This is a genomic window from Maritimibacter fusiformis, from assembly GCF_008086115.1.
Lineage (GTDB): Bacteria > Pseudomonadota > Alphaproteobacteria > Rhodobacterales > Rhodobacteraceae > Muriiphilus > Muriiphilus fusiformis.
The window spans coordinates 483584-500871 of record NZ_VSIY01000004.1; the positions used below are offsets into that span (position 1 = coordinate 483584).

Annotated in this window: 15 protein-coding genes and 1 tRNA gene; 10 read left to right on the forward strand and 6 right to left on the reverse strand. The window is 67.3% G+C overall.

Annotated features, from left to right (window positions below; translation table 11 throughout):
• Positions 1–159 precede the first annotated feature (159 nt).
• On the reverse strand, positions 160–3594 hold the full coding sequence (gene putA / locus FVF75_RS06410; RefSeq protein WP_148377111.1) for a bifunctional proline dehydrogenase/L-glutamate gamma-semialdehyde dehydrogenase PutA: 3435 nt from the start codon (positions 3592–3594) through the stop codon (positions 160–162).
• A 118-nt stretch (positions 3595–3712) separates the two neighbouring features.
• Between putA and FVF75_RS06415 the strand changes: the two genes are divergently transcribed.
• Both FVF75_RS06415 and FVF75_RS06420 read left to right on the forward strand, forming a co-directional pair.
• The gene (locus FVF75_RS06415; protein WP_148377112.1) at positions 3713–4189 is read left to right on the forward strand and encodes an Lrp/AsnC family transcriptional regulator; all 477 of its coding nucleotides are present in this window, start codon (positions 3713–3715) and stop codon (positions 4187–4189) included.
• Positions 4190–4286: 97 nt separating this feature from the next.
• The gene (locus FVF75_RS06420) at positions 4287–5006 is read left to right on the forward strand and encodes a Crp/Fnr family transcriptional regulator (protein ID WP_148377374.1); all 720 of its coding nucleotides are present in this window, start codon (positions 4287–4289) and stop codon (positions 5004–5006) included.
• Here FVF75_RS06420 and FVF75_RS06425 read toward each other — a convergent pair.
• Positions 4997–6187 (reverse strand): NnrS family protein, encoded by a 1191-nt coding sequence (locus FVF75_RS06425; protein ID WP_148377113.1) that lies wholly within the window; start codon positions 6185–6187, stop codon positions 4997–4999. The genes FVF75_RS06420 and FVF75_RS06425 overlap by 10 nt on opposite strands.
• A gap of 159 nt (positions 6188–6346) precedes the next feature.
• Between FVF75_RS06425 and FVF75_RS06430 the strand changes: the two genes are divergently transcribed.
• Both FVF75_RS06430 and FVF75_RS06435 read left to right on the forward strand, forming a co-directional pair.
• On the forward strand, positions 6347–8062 hold the full coding sequence (locus FVF75_RS06430) for a nitrite reductase (RefSeq protein ID WP_174770105.1): 1716 nt from the start codon (positions 6347–6349) through the stop codon (positions 8060–8062).
• A 96-nt stretch (positions 8063–8158) separates the two neighbouring features.
• Positions 8159–8707, forward strand: a complete 549-nt coding sequence (locus FVF75_RS06435; RefSeq protein ID WP_148377115.1) for a hypothetical protein — start codon at positions 8159–8161, stop codon at positions 8705–8707.
• A gap of 133 nt (positions 8708–8840) precedes the next feature.
• Here the strand turns inward: FVF75_RS06435 and FVF75_RS06440 are convergent.
• Positions 8841–8915, reverse strand: a tRNA-Thr gene (locus FVF75_RS06440).
• 86 nt (positions 8916–9001) lie between these two features.
• Here FVF75_RS06440 and FVF75_RS17505 point away from each other — a divergent pair.
• The 5 genes from FVF75_RS17505 to hisD are packed head-to-tail and all read left to right on the forward strand — an operon-like array spanning position 9002 to position 12390.
• Complete coding sequence (locus FVF75_RS17505; RefSeq protein WP_187392992.1) at positions 9002–9178, forward strand: hypothetical protein; 177 nt, start codon at positions 9002–9004, stop codon at positions 9176–9178.
• 7 nt (positions 9179–9185) lie between these two features.
• Positions 9186–10454: a UDP-N-acetylglucosamine 1-carboxyvinyltransferase gene (murA, locus tag FVF75_RS06445; protein ID WP_148377116.1), complete on the forward strand. Its 1269-nt coding sequence runs from the start codon at positions 9186–9188 to the stop codon at positions 10452–10454.
• The gene (locus FVF75_RS06450) at positions 10451–10930 is read left to right on the forward strand and encodes a DUF2948 family protein (RefSeq protein WP_148377117.1); all 480 of its coding nucleotides are present in this window, start codon (positions 10451–10453) and stop codon (positions 10928–10930) included. The genes murA and FVF75_RS06450 overlap by 4 nt, the downstream gene beginning before the upstream one ends.
• Positions 10927–11058 (forward strand): hypothetical protein, encoded by a 132-nt coding sequence (locus FVF75_RS17820; RefSeq protein ID WP_281289579.1) that lies wholly within the window; start codon positions 10927–10929, stop codon positions 11056–11058. Before FVF75_RS06450 ends, FVF75_RS17820 begins: the two co-directional genes overlap by 4 nt.
• Before the next feature lie 27 nt (positions 11059–11085).
• Positions 11086–12390 (forward strand): histidinol dehydrogenase, encoded by a 1305-nt coding sequence (hisD, locus tag FVF75_RS06455; RefSeq protein ID WP_148377118.1) that lies wholly within the window; start codon positions 11086–11088, stop codon positions 12388–12390.
• Between the two features lie 8 nt (positions 12391–12398).
• On the opposite strand, the gene FVF75_RS06460 is transcribed toward hisD, so the two are convergent.
• Positions 12399–12974 (reverse strand): hypothetical protein, encoded by a 576-nt coding sequence (locus FVF75_RS06460; protein WP_246138014.1) that lies wholly within the window; start codon positions 12972–12974, stop codon positions 12399–12401.
• A 147-nt stretch (positions 12975–13121) separates the two neighbouring features.
• On the opposite strand from FVF75_RS06460, the gene FVF75_RS06465 reads away from it, so the two are divergent.
• On the forward strand, positions 13122–13811 hold the full coding sequence (locus FVF75_RS06465; protein WP_148377119.1) for a DUF4336 domain-containing protein: 690 nt from the start codon (positions 13122–13124) through the stop codon (positions 13809–13811).
• A gap of 55 nt (positions 13812–13866) precedes the next feature.
• On the opposite strand, the gene FVF75_RS06470 is transcribed toward FVF75_RS06465, so the two are convergent.
• Positions 13867–16071 (reverse strand): 3-hydroxyacyl-CoA dehydrogenase NAD-binding domain-containing protein, encoded by a 2205-nt coding sequence (locus FVF75_RS06470; RefSeq protein WP_148377120.1) that lies wholly within the window; start codon positions 16069–16071, stop codon positions 13867–13869.
• 11 nt (positions 16072–16082) lie between these two features.
• Positions 16083–17288, reverse strand: a complete 1206-nt coding sequence (locus tag FVF75_RS06475; RefSeq protein ID WP_148377121.1) for an acetyl-CoA C-acetyltransferase — start codon at positions 17286–17288, stop codon at positions 16083–16085.

Here is a 17288-nt window from a genome sequence, read left to right on the forward strand (position 1 = left end):
CCGCTTACAACCCATAATTGCCGACACTTCGGAAATAATATCCCTGCACGGGATTTCTTTTGTGTCGATCGCGCAACAATCCTATCATAACGGGAATCAGGCACAGCAAAAAAAGGGGGATGCCGCAGCGTCCCCCTTTTTCGTCATCGCGGGTGTGCCTCAGTTGCCGGCCAGCAGGCTCGCGTTGCCGCCGGCGGCGGTGGTGTCGACGCAGAGGTGACGCTCGGCCAGCACATGCGCCGGATCGGGCACATCGGTGATCAGCGGCAGGATCGGCCCATCGCGTTCCGTCAGCGCCCTGGCCAGCGCCCGGGCGGTGTCGGCATCGCCCCACCAGACGACCGCACCGAAATCCGGCAGCGTGGCCAGCGCGGCAGGGTCGAGCCCGCCCGCCACCGCCAGCGCCCGCCCGCCGAATGCCTCGACCGCCGAAACCTGCGCCTCGGCCGCCGCATCGCCGGGGCCGAGACACAGCACTGGCGCGCGGGGCAGGGTGGACAGCCGGTTCAACTCGCCGGTCGGACCAGGCAAAAGCCGCGTCACCGGCATGGCGGGCATGGCGTCGAGGTCGCGCAGCGCCGTGGCGATCTGGCCGGGGTCGGCCTCGCCCTCGGGCGCAGCGTCCTGCACCTGTGCGGGACGCCGCGTGAACCGCGCCAGGTAGTGCGGCCCGCCCGCCTTCGGCCCGGTGCCCGACAGCCCCTCTCCGCCGAACGGTTGCGAGCCGACGATGGCCCCGATCTGGTTGCGGTTGGCATAGATGTTGCCCGCATGAACCGCGTCTGCGATCTTTTGCACCCGGTCGTCGATCCGCGTGTGCAGCCCGAAGGTCAGCCCGTAGCCGGTGGCGTTCACATCGGCCACGACCCGGTCGAGATCGCGCGCCTTGAAGGTCGCCAGATGCAGCACCGGCCCGAACACCTCGCGCTCCAGATCGGCGATGCCGCCGACCGCTATCAGCGCGGGCGCCACGAAGGTGCCGGTTTGGGGAACGGTCAGGCGGTGGATCAACCGCCCGTCCGCTTCGGCGGCATCGACATAGGCCGTGATCTCGTCACGCGCCTGGGCGGTGATCACCGGGCCGACATCGGTCGACAGGTGCCACGGATCGCCCAGCGCCAATTCGTCCATCGCGCCGATCAGCATCTCGCGGATGGTGTCCGCGATATCCTCCTGCACATAGAGACAGCGCAGCGCCGAGCAGCGTTGCCCGGCCGATTGGAACGACGAGGCGACGATATCGCGGATCGCCTGTTCCGGCAGCGCGGTGGAATCCACGATCATCGCGTTCAGCCCGCCGGTCTCGGCGATCAAGGGCGTGCCGGGGGCGAGGTTGTCGGCCATCGCGCGCTGGATATGGCGCGCGGTCGCGGTCGAGCCGGTGAAGGCGACGCCCGAGATACGCGCGTCCGAGGTCAGCGCCGCCCCCACGACGCGGCCAGGACCGGGCAGGAGTTGCAGGGCCGTGCGTGGCACGCCCGCCTGGTGCATCAGCCGGACGCCCCAGGCGGCGATGGCAGGCGTTGTTTCGGCGGGTTTCGCCAGCACGCCGTTGCCCGCCGCCAGCGCCGCCGCGATCTGGCCCGAGAAAATCGCCAGCGGAAAGTTCCAGGGCGAGATGCAGGTGAAGATGCCGCGCGGACCGTCAACCAGTTCGCCGGCCCGCGCCGCGTAGTAGCGCAGGAAATCCACCGCCTCGCGCAACTCCGCCACCGCGTCGGGCAGGGTCTTGCCCGCCTCGGTCGCGATCAGCGCAAACAGGCTGCCGAAATTCTCCTCGTAGAGGTCGGCGGCGCGGTTCAGGATCTTCGCACGTTCCCCGACAACCGCCGCCCAGGGCCGGGCAGCGGCAAGCGCGGTTTCCACGTCCGCCTGGCTGGCCAGCACCACCTTGCCGATCTCGTCCCCGGTGGCGGGGTTTCGCGCGGTCTCGACCTCGCCCCCCGATGCCTCACCCGCGATGATCGGGGCGACGCGCCAGGGCTCGGGCCTGGTGCGCGCGACCTCGATCCGGGCCAGTTCGGTTACGTCGAACAGGTCGAACCCCACGGAATTGGGCCGCTCGGGCAAAAACAGCTCCGGCCCGGTGGCGAGCGTCGGCTCGAACCGGCCGGGGGCCTCGGCCAGCGTTTTGAACGGGCAGGCCGCGACCTCTTCGGGCGGCACATCCTCGTCGACGATCTGGTTCACGAAGGACGAATTCGCCCCGTTCTCGAGCAGCCGCCGCACCAGGTAGGCCAGCAGATCGCGGTGCGCCCCGACCGGGGCGTAGATGCGGCAGCGGGTGCCGTGTTCGCGGTGCACGATGTCATGCAGCGCCTCGCCCATGCCGTGCAGGCGCTGGAATTCATAGGCCGATTTCGGCAAATCCCCGGCCATGTCCAGAACGGCGGCAACGGTATGGGCGTTGTGGGTGGCGAACTGCGGATAGATCCGGTCGGTCATGCCCAGGAGCTTGCGGGTATGGGCGAGGTAGCTGACATCCGTCGCCGCCTTGCGGGTGAAGACCGGGAAATCCGCCAGCCCCTCGACCTGGGCGTGCTTGATCTCGGTGTCCCAGTAGGCGCCCTTGACCAGCCGCACCATGATCCGCCGGTCAAGCCGCGTGGCCAGTGCGTGAAGCCCGTCGATCACGTCGCCTGCGCGCCGTCCGTAGGCCTGCACCACCACGCCGAACCCGTCCCATCCGGCAAGCTCGGGGTCGGCCAGCACCGCCTCGATCACCGCCATCGACAGGCCCAGCCGGTCGGCTTCCTCGGCGTCGATGTTGAGGCCCATGCCCGCCTGGGCCGCCTGCCGCGCCAGATCCGCCAGAACCGGCACAAGCTCGGCCATCACCCGGTCGGTCTTGGCCACCTCGTAGCGCGGATGCAGCGCCGACAGCTTGACCGAGATGCCGGGGTTCGATGCGATCTCGTCCGAGGTGCAGGCCTTGGCGATCGCCGCGATGGCGCCCGCGTAGGCGCGGGCATAGCGCGCCGCGTCCGCCGCCGTCATCGCGGCTTCGCCCAGCATGTCGTAGGAATAGGTGAAGCCCTTGGCCTCTTGGCCCTCGGCGCGCTTCATCGCCGCCGAAATGTCCTGTCCCAGCACGAATTGCCGCCCCATCTCGCGCATCGCGCGGCCCACGGCGGTGCGGATCACCGGCTCGCCCATGCGCCGGACCATGCCGCGCAGCGTGCCCGCGATGCCTGGTTCGCCCTCGTCCAGCACCTTGCCGGTCAGAAGCAGCCCCCAGGTCGAGGCATTGACCAGCGGCGACGACGATTGGCCGATGTGTTTCGACCAGTCCGAGGCGGCGATCTTGTCCTCGATCAGCGCGTCGATTGTCACCGCGTCCGGCACCCTCAGCAGCGCTTCGGCCAGGCACATCAGCGCCACGCCCTCATCCGTCGACAGGCCATACTCGGCCAGGAACACGTCCATCAGGCCGGGGCGGGCGTCCGTGCGGATGCGCGTCACCAGCCCGACGGCGCGCGCGACGATCCTTTCGCGCGCGGCGGGCGACAGGTCGGCCAGCGCCTCCAACTCGGCCAAAAGCGCCGCCTCGTCACGCCGCTTGCCGGCATCCCATTTCGGATCGAGATCAATCATTGCACCGCTCCCGCTGTCATTCCGGCCCAGAATATGCGATTCAGATCGTGCCGAATGGCTGATTTTCGGGAAACCACGGGATAAAGGACCAAATGAGACCCACCATAGAGGAAAAAGGATGAGCGACGCGACCGTTCCCAGCCTCGACCGGATCGACCGGGCCATCCTGAACGAACTGGCCACCAATGCGCGCATCTCGATGGTCGATCTCGGCCGCAAGGTCGGGCTGTCGAAAACCCCGGTTGCGGCCCGTGTCCGGCGGCTTGAGGCCGAGGGCGTGATCCTCGGCTACCGCGCCGAATTGTCGGCCCGGCGGCTCGGCCTCGACCATGTCGCCTATCTCGAAGTGCGGCTGGCCGACACCCGCGAAGCCGCGCTCACGGCTTTCAACGCCGCGATCCGCAAGGTGCCGGAGGTCGAGGAATGCCACATGATCGCCGGCGGTTTCGACTATCTCGTCAAGGTGCGCACCCGCGATATCGGCGACTATCGCCGGGTTCTGGGCGAGAGCATTTCGCGCCTGCCACACGTCGCCGCGACCTCGACCTTCGTGTCGATGCAAAGCGTGCGCGACCGGGGCGTCAGCCAGTTCTGAGGGCCCTGTATGCCGGGGCAGAAAACACCCTGGGGCGGCTGGCTTGCGCGGCGTTGCCGGGATATGATGTGATTTCGGAAAACCGGTGCCGGATGTCATGCAAACCGTCCAGTTCACAGACGAGATCGTCGCGGTCGCCCGCGAATCGCTGCTGTTTTCCAGCGCGCCGAAAGAGGTGTCCGATCTTCTGCTGCGCCGGGCGGTCCTGACCTCGCATCCGCACGGCACCACGATCTTTGCCCAGGACGATCCCGCCGACGCGATCTTCGTGGTGATCGAGGGCTGGGTAAAGCTCTACCGCATCGCACAAAGCGGCACCGAGGCGGTGGTCGGCGTCTTTACCAAGCGCCACTCCTTCGGCGAGGCGGCGGCGCTGCGCGGCGGGCGCTATCCGGTCTATGCCGAGACGGTGACCGACACGATGCTGCTGCGTATCGACGCGCGCGACCTGCTCGACCTGCTGCGCTCGCAGCCCGAAGTATCGATCGCCATGCTGACGGCGACCTTCGCCCACCTGCATGGGCTGATCGCGCAGATCGAACAATTGAAGGCCCGCACCGCGCCGCAGCGGGTGGCGGAGTTTCTGCTCGACCTGACCAAGTGCAAGGTGGGGCCGTGCTCGGTGATGCTGCCCTATGACAAGGTGCTGATCGCGGGGCGGTTGGGGATGAAACCCGAAAGCCTCAGCCGCGCGTTCTCGCGGCTGCGCGAACATGGCGTCAGGATCAAACGCAATTCCGCCGATATCCGCGACGTGGAGGCGCTGCGCGCCTATGCCGACGACAGCGGCTCGCGCACGATCTGGCCTCAGGGCTGATCGTCGTCGCCCTCGCCTGATCCCCAGAACGCCGGCCACAGGCTGGCGGTGAACGCCGTGAAGGCCCCGATCCACAGCGCGCCGGCGGCCAGCGAGGCCGGGAAATAGGCGCTCCCGCCGACCTCCGAGGCGATCCAGCGCATCAGGGCCGCGAGCGGCAGCGCGACATGGGCAAGCGCAATCGCCCCGGGCGCGACCAGGGGCATGCCGCTGTGACCCAGCGTTGCACGTGACATCACCGCAAGGGTCATGCCGCCGATTCCGCCGATGCCGAGAACGTGCAGCCCGGCGACCTCCGACAACCCGGTGAAGCGCGACAGCCCGGTCAGGATCAGCCCCAGCGCCAGCATCGCGACCGACAGGTGCAGGCTGGCGAGAATCGGGCGTGTCGCCGCGAATCGCCATCCCCAGCGGCTCTGGCGGACCAGTTGCGCGACCCCTGCGGCGATCATCAGCGCCGCCGTGCCCCCGCTGTCGGGCGCAGCCAGCGCCGCCACCGGCAGCAGGGCGGCAAAGCCGATCATCACCGGCCCGGCGCGCGCCCAGTCGCGCGGGCGGGGCGCGCGGCTCGCCTCGCGCATCATCGCGTTGCGGGTAAACGCCGGTGTCACCCGCCCGATCACCAGGATCATCCCCGCCAGCGCCATCATCCCGCCGCGCAGCCCGATGATCTCGCCGTTGTCCCAAAGCCCGGCCCAGCCCAGGTGGGTGGCCAAATTCGCCAGCCAGAACAGCGCCAGAAGCACTGGGAAAACAACGTTTTTCGCCTTGGGCCGATGCCACAGCATCGCCGCGACCACCGCCAGCACCACCGGCACATGCGCGAGGTCCAGCACGGCGACAAGCCAGCCGGGCAGGGCGCCCGACATCCACACAGCCAGCCGCCCCGCCAGCCACAGCGCCGCCGCCAGGACGATGACCGCCCGACCCACCGGCGGGCGCCCGGTCCAGCTTGGCACGGCGGTGAACAGAAACCCGGTCAGCGCCGCCGCGCCGTAGCCGAACACCAGTTCATGTGCGTGCCACAGATGCGGCGCCATCGCGAAGGGCAGGCCGGTCATCATGCCGCCGGTGGCATGGACGCCCAGGTAGAACTCCCACACCAGCACGACCGCAACCGCCGACAGCCCGGCGGCCAGAAAAAAGACGCGATACCCCTCGGAAAACAGGCGTGACAGCATGTTCGTTCTCTCCTGCCCGACACGGAATTACGCGATTCCAACCGCTTCCGGTGCCTGCGGTCATGCCCCTGCGACGCAATGACCGACTTGATAAAAGTCAAGGATACCCCCTGACCCGAAATGGGATTGTCCGTCCAGTTTCCAACCAAGGAGAGACTCATGGGACAAAACTTTACGCTTGCCAAGACCGCGCTGGTCGGGGCCGCTGCGGGGCTATTCCTCGCCGCCGCGCCGGCCTTTGCGCAAGGTGAGGGTCACGACGTGACCCTTGGCGAGCTGAACCTCGAAATCGAAGGCCGCTCCGCCGAAGACGTGGTGATGACCGCAGAAGAATTCGAGCAAGCCCGCGAAATCTATTTCGAGCGTTGCGCCGGCTGCCACGGCGTTCTGCGCGGTGGTGCCACCGGCAAGGCCCTGACCACGGACCTGACCCGCGATCTCGAATACGACTACCTGCACAGCTTCATCACCTACGGCTCGCCCGCGGGCATGCCGAACTGGGGAACCTCGGGCGAACTCACCGAAGAAGAGATCGACCTGATGGCCCGCTACCTGCTGCTCGATCCGCCGACTCCGCCCGAGTGGGGCATGCCGGAGATGCTGGACAGCTGGAAGGTCACGGTCGCGCCGGAAGATCGTCCGACCGAGAAGATGAACGATATCGACATCGAGAACCTGATGTCGGTCACGCTGCGCGACTCGGGCGAGATCGCCCTGATCGATGGCGGCACCTACGAAATCCAGGCCATCATCAAGACCGGCTATGCCGTGCACATCTCGCGGATCTCGGCCTCGGGCCGCTATCTGTTCGTGATCGGCCGCGACGCCCGCGTCAACATGATCGACCTCTGGATGGAAGAGCCCGCCAACGTCGCCGAAATCAAGATCGGCATCGAGGCGCGTTCGGTCGAGACCTCGAAATACGAGGGCTGGGAAGACAAGTACGCGATTGCCGGCGCCTACTGGCCGCCGCAATTCGTGATCATGGACGGTGAGACGCTGGAGCCGAAGAAGATCGTGTCGACCCGCGGCATGGTCTACGACGACCAGACCTACCACCCGGAACCGCGCGTCGCGGCCATCGTGGCCTCGCATTACCGGCCCGAGTTCATCGTCAACGTCAAGGAAACCGGCAAGATCATGCTGGTCGACTACACCGACCTGAAGAACCTCAAGACGGTGACGATCGACGCCGAACGCTTCCTGCATGACGGTGGTTTCGATGCATCGCTGCGCTACTTCCTCGTGGCGGCCAACGCCCGCGGCAAGATCGCGGTGATCGACACCAAGGAAGACAAGCTGATCGCGCTAGTCGAGACCGAGGGCAACACGCCCCACCCGGGCCGCGGTGCCAACTTCGTGCACCCCGATTTCGGCCCGGTCTGGGCGACCTCGCACCTTGGTGACGACACGATCTCGATGATCGGCACCGACCCGGAAGGCAACCCGGACAACGCGTGGAAGATGGTTCAGAACTTCACGGCTCTTGGCGGCGGCTCGCTGTTCATCAAGACCCACCCGAACTCGAACCACCTCTATGTCGACGCGCCGCTGAACCCGGACGCCGAGACCTCGGCCTCGATCGGTGTGTTCACCATCTCCGACATGAAGGCCGGTGAAGACCCCGAGTTCGTGACCCTGCCGATCGGCGAATGGGCGGGCATCGACGACGGTCAACCGCGTGTCGTGCACCCCGAGTTCAACAAGGAAGGCACCCAGGTCTGGTTCTCGGTCTGGAACGCCAAGGACAAGGTCAGTGCCATCGTGGTCGTGGACGACAAGACGCTGGAACTGGTTGAAGTGATCAAGGACGAACGCCTGATCACCCCGACCGGCAAGTTCAACGTCTACAACACCCAGAACGACATCTACTGATGTCTTGCTGAAGCGGCCGGGTGGGCTTGTCCCGCCCGGCCAACCTGACCGGCCACGGGTGATCCCCGTGGCCGGCTGCGTTTGCGGAGACCCGATGTGACACACCTTCTGCGCGTTCTGCTTCTGTCGATCCTGATCCCCTTCGCCCCGGCGCTGGCCGGGGATGGCGTGACCAGCGCCGATGGCCGTTTCGTCGCCACGCTGGACGACGATGGCGCCACGCTGGTGGTGGCCGATGCCACCAGTGGCGAGGTGCTGCACCGCCGCGCCCTCGACGCCCGCGATGGCTCGCCCCAGAGGGCCGTGGCGATGATCGCCGTGCCCGACCGCCAGAGCATCCTGATCGCCCTGGCGCCGAAGGCGGAGTTGTGGGAGGTGGCGCTGTTCGAAGAGGCCGGCCCCTTTCACCAGGGGTTCGTGCACAGCTATCTCACCGGGATGGAGGAAAGCCTCGCCTTCGAGGTCGGCCTGTTCGCGCGCCAGCGCATCTTCCTGTCCGAACCCGTGACCGCCCTGATGCTGCACCCCGACGACCGCCTCAGCGTGCTGGCCCGCCGCGCCGATGGCTCGACCGTGCGCATCCAGCTTGCCGTGCGCCGCGAAATCCAGACCTTTGCGCCCGGCGAGTGGCCCGTCGCCGACTGACCGCATTGCGCCCGACCAGGCGCCGCAGACCCTCACGACGCCGGTCACACCCGTGCCGGACGAGGCCAACGACCGCGCGGAAACCTCGCCTGAATGCGCGCCGGGTTCAGTGTCGTCATGTCGGGATGAAAACTGGTGCCGCAGGGGAGGATTGAACTCCCGACCTCACCCTTACCAAGGGTGCGCTCTACCACTGAGCTACTGCGGCCTGTGTGGGCGGCTGATTAGACGGAATCCGCCGGGGGCGCAAGCGCAATCTGGACGCCCAATCCGGGCTGGGGTAGAGAGGGCGACATGAGCCGCGACCCCGCCTCCGACAGCCCGAAAAAACCCGCCCCGCCGCCGCGCGATGCCGCGCGCGAGGACCGCCTCAAGGCGGCGCTCAAGGCCAACATGGCGCGGCGCAAGGGGCAGGTTAGGGCACGGGCCGCAAAGCCCGCTGACGCGGACGAGAAACACGAAGGCGAGTGAGGCGAGCATGGATTCGATCATGGTGACGGGCAATGGCCCGCTCAGGGGCGAAATCCCCATTGCCGGGGCCAAGAACGCCTGCCTCGCGCTGATGCCGGCGACGCTCCTGTCGGAGGAGCCGCTGACGCTGACCAACGCGCCGCGTCTGTCCGACATCAAGACCATGTCGACGCTCCTGGCCTCGCTCGGGGCCGAGGTGAGCAGCCTGCAGGACGGGCAGGTGCTGGCGCTGTCCAGCCACGATTTGACCTCGAGCCGCGCGGATTATGAAATCGTGCGCAAGATGCGTGCCTCCAACCTGGTGCTCGGCCCGCTGCTGGCGCGGTTCGGCCATGCCGAGGTGTCGCTGCCCGGCGGCTGCGCCATCGGCGCGCGGCCGATGGACCTGCACCAGGACGGGCTCGAGGCGCTGGGCGCCGAGATCGAGCTGCGCGACGGCTATCTGCACGCCAAGGCGCCGCGCGGGCTGAAAGGCGCAATGATCGCGCTGCGCTTTCCTTCGGTCGGGGCGACCGAGAACATCCTGATGGCCGCGACGCTGGCCAGGGGCACCACGGTGATCGACAACGCCGCGCGCGAGCCCGAGATCGTCGACCTCGCCCGTTGCCTGCGCGCGATGGGGGCGCAGATCGAGGGCGAGGGCACGAGCCGCATCGAGGTGCAGGGCGTCGACCGGCTGCACGGCGCGACCCACCCGGTGGTGACCGACCGGATCGAACTGGGCACCTACATGCTGGCCCCCGCCATCGCCGGCGGCGAGGTCGAATGTCTCGGCGGGCGGCGCGATCTGGTGGCGAGCTTCATCGACAAGCTGGAAGAGGCCGGGGTGAGCGTCGAGGAAACCCCGCGCGGTCTGAAGGTGTCGCGCACCAATGGCCGGCTCTCCGCCGTCGACGTGACCACCGCGCCCTATCCGGGCTTTCCCACCGACCTGCAGGCGCAGATGATGGCGATGCTGGCCACCGCCGACGGGGTCAGCGAATTGCACGAGACGATCTTCGAGAACCGTTTCATGCACGCGCCCGAACTGGTACGGATGGGGGCGGATATCGAGGTGCACGGCGGCACCGCCCGCGTCACCGGGGTCGAACGGCTGAAAGGCGCGCCGGTGATGGCCACCGACCTGCGCGCATCGGTCAGCTTGATCCTTGCGGGGCTGGCGGCCGAAGGTGAAACCGTTGTCAGCCGGGTCTATCACCTCGACCGGGGCTATGAACACGTGGTGCGCAAACTGTCGGGCGTTGGCGCAAAGATCGAACGGGTGAGGGCGCAATGACCGAAGATGCACGTTTCGAGGATGGCGGCGACAGGCCGCTCAAGCTGATCGCGATGGATGCCGAGGATCTCAGCGTCGTCTCGGCGCTGGCCCAGGACGCTGTGTTCCCGATCACCGAGATGCAATGGCGCCCGGCCCGCCGCCAGTTCGCCATCCTGCTGAACCGGTTCCGCTGGGAAGACGCCGAAACGGCAGCGCGCCGCAAGCGCCCGGTGGAACGCGTGCAATCGGTGCTGGCCGTGTCGGATGTGCTGAAAGTGCAAAGCCAGGGCGTCGATCGCGGCGACAAGGACGTGATATTATCGCTTTTGTCCATTTCGTTCGAGCCGGGTGAGGATGGCACCGGGCGCCTTGTGCTGACGCTGGCGGGCGACGGGGCCATCGCGCTCGAGGTCGAGACGCTGGAGGTCGCGCTTCAGGACGTGACCCGCCCCTATGTCGCGCCGTCCAGACAGGCCCCCCGGCATCCCGAATGAACGCGACCTGGCGCAATATCGTCGTCACCGCGCTTCTGGCCGCCTGCGCGGTGCTGGCGTTGCGCATCGCGCTGCCCTACCTCGAAACCGACCCGGACCGCATCCCGCCGCCCGGTGTCTCGGACTGACCCTCACCGACGTTCACGGAGGCCCCGATGCCCCAGTTCCTTGCCACCACGGATGCAGGCTTCGAGGCCGCCTTCGCCGCGCTTCTCGGCATGAAACGCGAGGACAGCCCCGAGGTTGACGACATCGTGGCCGAGATCATCGCCGATGTGCGCGTGCGCGGCGATGCGGCGCTGATCGAGCTGACCGCGAAATTCGACCGGCTCGATCTGACGCCGCAGACCCTCGCCTTCACCCCGGACGAGATCGAGGCCGAATGCGCCCGCGTGCCCGCCGCCGAACGCGACGCGCTGGAACTGGCCGCCGAGCGCATCCGCGCCTATCACGTCCGCCAGATGCCCGAGGACGAGCTTTGGACCGATCCCGATGGCGCCACCCTAGGCTGGCGCTGGACGCCGGTGTCGGCCGCGGGGCTTTACGTGCCGGGCGGGTTGGCGTCCTACCCGTCAAGCGTCTTGATGAACGCGGTGCCGGCCAAGGTCGCGGGCGTCGGGCGGCTGGCGGTGACGGTGCCGACGCCGGATGGCGTGGTAAACCCTTTGGTGCTCTTGGCCGCAAGGATCGCCGGGGTCGATGAGGTCTACCGCATCGGCGGCGCGCAGGCGATTGCCGCGCTCGCCTACGGCACCGAGACCATCGCGCCGGTCGACAAGATCACCGGCCCGGGCAACGCCTTCGTCGCCGCCGCCAAGCGCCGGGTGTTCGGCAAGGTCGGCATCGACATGATCGCCGGGCCGTCCGAGATTCTGGTGATCGCGGACCGCGACAATGACCCCGATTTCCTCGCCCTCGACCTGATGAGCCAGGCCGAGCACGATGAAAGCGCCCAAGCCATCCTGATCACCGACGACGCCGCCTTCGGGCAGGCGGTGGCCGATGCGGTCGCCAAGCGCCTCGAAACGCTGGAGCGGCGCGCCATCGCGGGGGCAAGCTGGCGCGACTTCGGCGCCATCATCACGGTGCGCGACATGAACGAGGCGGCCGCGTTGGCCGACCGGATCGCCCCCGAGCACCTGGAAATCTGCACCGCCGACCCCGAGGCGCTGGCGGGCAGGATCAACCATGCCGGTGCCATCTTCCTCGGCGGCTTCACCCCCGAGGCGATCGGCGACTATGTCGGCGGCCCAAACCATGTCCTGCCTACCGCGCGCTCGGCACGGTTCTCGTCGGGCCTGTCTGTGCTCGATTTCCTCAAGCGGACCACCATCGCGAAGATGTCGCCCGAGGCGCTCAAGGCCATCGGCCCGGCGGCGGAGGTGCTGGCCAAATCCGAAAGCCTCGAGGCGCACGGGCTGTCGGTGCGCGCAAGGCTGGACCGGCTGAACGAGGGGTAGGGCAGGCCTCAGTTCCCCGCCCGCTGCATCATCATGTCATGAACCGCGGCCATGCCACGGTCGGCCATGTCCGACACCTCCGCGGCGTGAAGGTGCAGCGCCTCGACCAGTTCCGGGTCGTCGCTGGTCTGCACCACCACGATGCCTGCGTCAGTGATGTCGATCTCGGTCTCGATGCCGTCGGCCCGGACAAAGAAGATGTCGAGCGTCGGGCTCTGGATGAAGATCTGCGGATCGTCGCCGGTCTCGACCCGGCCGATCATGCCGACGACATGGCTGACCAACACCTCCATCACCGCCTCATCGGACGAGCGCGTGACGGTGCGGATGCCGTCGGGAAGATTTTCGACCTCGCGGGTGAGAGTCTCGAAGTGCCGAAACAGCGTGGCAAGCTCAGCACTTTCCTCGGGCGTTGCATTCAGCCCGCGCAGGCCCGGCATGATCACCTCGTCATGCCCGGTCCCGTCGGCGCCGTGATGCGCGCCGAACATGCCGCCGGGGCGCATCATCTGGGCCGTGGCGGCAGGCGCCAGCAGCGTCAGCGCGACGGCAAGGGCTGTCAGGTGTCGGGTCTTGGCGAACATGGCGGGGTCCTTTCGAGTGTCTCGGGCTTGATGTCAGAAAATCCCTCGGATGGATACGATCATGTTGATCCGGCGTCGCGGCTGGCTTGCGGCGGGATCAGGGTCGCCCTAGCTTCGGGCCGAAAGGGTCACCGCCGGGGTCGAGACATGTTGAAATCCTTTGGCCCCGACATCTGGCTTGCCGACGGGGCGACGGTCTCGGTCGCTGGCTTTCGCTACCCGACCCGCATGGCCGTGATCCGGCCGCCGGACGCAGGCCTGTTGATCTGGTCGCCGGTTGCGCTGACCGGCGCCTTGCGCGCCGAGGTCGATATGCTCGGCAAGGTCTGCCACATCGTCGCGCCCAATTCCCTGCATCACCTGTTCGTGCCGGACTGGGCCGCCGCCTGGCCCGACGCGCTGATCCATGCCGCGCCGGGGCTGCGGGGCAAGCGCCCGGATATCGCCTTTCATGCCGAGCTTGGCGACACACCCGATCCGGGCTGGGCGGGGGTGGTCGATCAGGTCGTCATTCCCGGCAACCGCATCACCACCGAGGTTCTGTTCTTTCACCGCCCCAGCGCGACGGTGCTTGTCACCGACCTGATCCAGCATTTCCCGAAGGGCTGGCACAAGGGCTGGCGGGCGGTCGTGGCGCGGCTCGACCTGATGGTCGCGCCGGAGCCTTCGGTGCCGCGCAAGTTCAGGCTGGCCTTCACCGATCGCCGCGCGGCGCGCGTCGCGGTCGCGCGCGTCCTTGACTGGCCCGCCGAACGGCTGGTGATGGCGCATGGCGCCCCGGTAGAGAGGGGCGGGGGTGAGGTTCTGGCCCGGGCGTTCGGCTGGCTGGGACGGTGAACGCCAACGAAAAGGGGCGCCGGAGCGCCCCTTCCCATCATCCTGTCGCCTTGTCTCAGGCCGCCTTGGCCTCGGCCCCGAAGCGGCCATAGAAGGTCTCGCCCTTCCCAGCCATGTCGCGCAGCAGGTCCGGCGTGGTGAAGCGGGCACCGAAGGTCTCGGTCAAGTAATCGCAAATTTCCACCGCCTTGCCTGCCCCGATCATGTCGAGCCACGAGAAGGGCCCGCCTGACCACGGCGCAAAGCCCCAGCCGAGGATCGCGCCGACATCGCCTTCGCGGATGTCGGTCAGCACGCCGTCCTCCAGCGCCCGCACCGCCTCCAGCACCTGCGCCATCATCAGCCGGAGCTGCACTTCTGTCAGGTCGGGCTGCTCCTCGCGCACGGGATATTTCTCCGCCAGACCGTCCCAATAGCCCAGGCGCTTGCCCTTGTCGTCGTAGTCGTAGAACCCCGCCTTGGCCTTGCGCCCCATCCGGCCCTGACCGGCCATCCAGAAGATCACCTCGTCCACCGCGTCGTCGGGGTAGGCATCGCCCATCGCCGCCTTGGTCGCCTTGGCGATCTTGACGCCGAGGTCGATCGAGGTCTCGTCGATCAGTTGCAGCGGCCCCACCGGAAAGCCCAGGAGTTTCGCCGCGTGATCGACCAGCGCCGGTGCGACCCCTTCACCGACCATGCGCACACCCTCGTTGATGTAGGGAATGATGCAGCGGTTGGCATAGAAGAAGCGCGCATCGTTCACCACGATGGGCGTCTTGCGGATCTGGCGCACGTAGTCGAGCGCCTTGGCCACGGCCCGGTCGCCGGTTTTCTTACCCTTGATGATCTCGACCAGCGCCATGCGTTCGACCGGCGAGAAGAAGTGGATGCCGATGAACTGCTCGGGACGTTTCGAGGCTTTCGCCAACTCGGTGATCGGCAGGGTCGAGGTGTTGGTGGCGAAGATGCAATCGTCGCCGATGACCTTCTCCACGGCCTCAGTCACCTCGGCCTTGACCTTGGGGTCCTCGAACACCGCCTCGACGATCAGATCGCAGCCCTTGAGGGCGGCGTAATCCGTCGTCGCGGTGATCAGTGCCAGCGCCGCCTCTTTCTTCTCCGGCGTTGCCTTGCCGCGCGAGATGCCCTTGTCCATGTAGCTCTCGGTATAGGACTTGCCGCGCTCGGCAGCCGCCTGATCCTGATCCAGCAGCACCACCTCGATCCCGGCCATCGCCGAGACCAGCGCGATGCCGGCACCCATCATGCCCGCGCCGAGAACGCCGACCTTCCTGACCCGCTGATCGTCCACGCCTTCGGGCCGCACGGCCCCCTTTTCCAGCGCGCCCTTGTTGATGAACAGCGACCGGATCATCGCGCCCGAAACCGGGTTCAAAACGACGGAGGTGAACCACCGCGCCTCGACCCTGAGCGCGGTATCGAACGGCACCTGTGCCCCCTCGTAAACCGCCGAGAGCAGCGCCTTTGCCGCCGGATACACCCCTTGCGTCTTGGAGTGGATCATCGCGGCGGCCCCGATGAAGGTCTGGAACCCCGCCGGGTGATAGGGCGTGCCGCCGGGCATCTTGTAGCCCTTGGCGTCCCACGGCTTGACCAGATCGGCCTCATTCGCTTGCAGCACCCAGGCCTTCGCAGCCTCCAGCAGCGCCTCCGGCGCCACCACCTCGTCGATCAGCCCGGCCGATTTCGCCTTGCCGGGCGCCAGCGTCTTGCCCTCGAGCAGGTAGGGCGCCGCCGCCATCGCGCCCATCTTGCGCACCAGCCGCGTCGTGCCGCCCGCACCGGGGAACAGGCCAACCATGATCTCGGGCAGCCCGACCTTGCCCTTTGGATTGTCGGCCATGAAGATCCGGTGTGTCGCCAGCGCCAGTTCATAGCCGATGCCCATCGCGGTGCCGGGCAGGGCGGCGGCCACGGGCTTCGCCCCCTTCTTGGTCTTGAAGTCCATCCCCGCCAGTTCGATCTTTCTGAGCAGCCGGTGCATGTCCATCACACCGTCGAACACGCCCTTGGCCGGATCATCCCCCGCCTCGTCGCGCAGCTTGGCCAGCACGTTCAGATCCATCCCGCCGGCAAAGCTGTCCTTGCCCGCGGTGATCACGATGCCCTTGACCTTGTCGTCGCCCAAGGCCTGATCGACACAAGCCTCAAGCTCGCCCAGCGCCTCGAAGGTCATCACGTTCATCGACTTGTCCGGGCAATCCCAGGTGATGACGGCCACGCCGTCCTTGTCGGTTTTCAGGGTAAAATCGGTCATGTCGTCTCTCCTCACACCCGTTCGATGATCGTGGCGGCACCCATGCCCGAGCCGATGCAGAGCGTCGCCAGCCCCACTTCCTTGCCCGTGCGCTCAAGCTCGTCGAGCAGCGTCGACAGGATGATCGCCCCGGTCGCACCAAGCGGATGCCCCATGGCAATCGCGCCGCCGTTCACGTTGGTCTTGTCGTGGTCGGCGTTGAAATAGGTCAGGAACCGCAGCACCACCGAGGCGAAGGCCTCGTTGACCTCAAAGAGATCAATATCGCCGATCTGCATCCCGGCGGCGGCCAGCACGCGCTCGGTCGCGGGAACCGGGCCGGTCAGCATGATGGTCGGGTCGGTGCCGACACGGCTGGTCGCACGCACCCGGGCGCGCGGCGTCAGCCCATGCGCCTCGCCGAATTCCTTGGTGCCGATCAGAACGGCGGCGGCGCCGTCCGCGATGCCCGAGGAATTGCCGGCGTGGTGCACATGCTCGATCCGCTCAAGCTCGGGGTATTTCATCAGCGCCACCGCATCGAAACCCGGCATCTGCTCGCCCATTGCCTTGAAGCTGGGGTTGAGCGCGGCCAGCGCCTGCATGTCGGTCGGGCGGATCATCTCGTCATTGGCCAGGATCTCCAGGCCGTTGATGTCCCTGACCGGCACGATGGACTTGAACCGCCCCGCATCCCGCGCGGCGGCGGCGCGCTTCTGGCTCTCGACGGCATAGGCGTCGACATCGTCGCGGCTGAAGCCGAACTTGGTGGCGATGATGTCCGAGGAAATCCCCTGCGGCACGAAATAGGTCTTCATCGCCAGGTAGGGATCGGCGGCAATCGCGCCACCGTCCGTGCCCATCGGCACCCGGCTCATGCTCTCCACGCCCCCGGCGATGAAGGCCTGCCCGGCCCCGCCGCGCACCTGGTTGGCGGCCATGTTGACGGCTTCCAGTCCCGATGCGCAGAAGCGGTTGACGCTGACGCCGGGAATACGCTCATCCAGGTCGGAATAGAGCACCGCCGAACGCGCAAGGCAGCCGCCCTGCTCGCCGATCTGGGTGACGTTTCCCCAGATCACGTCCTCGACGGCATGGCCCTCGAGGTTGTTGCGGGCCTTGAGCGCGTTCAGCACTTCGGCCGACAGGCGCACCGCGGGCACCTCGTGCAGGGTGCCGTCGGGCTTTCCCTTGCCGCGCGGTGTGCGCAGGGCGTCGAAGATATAGGCATCGGTCAT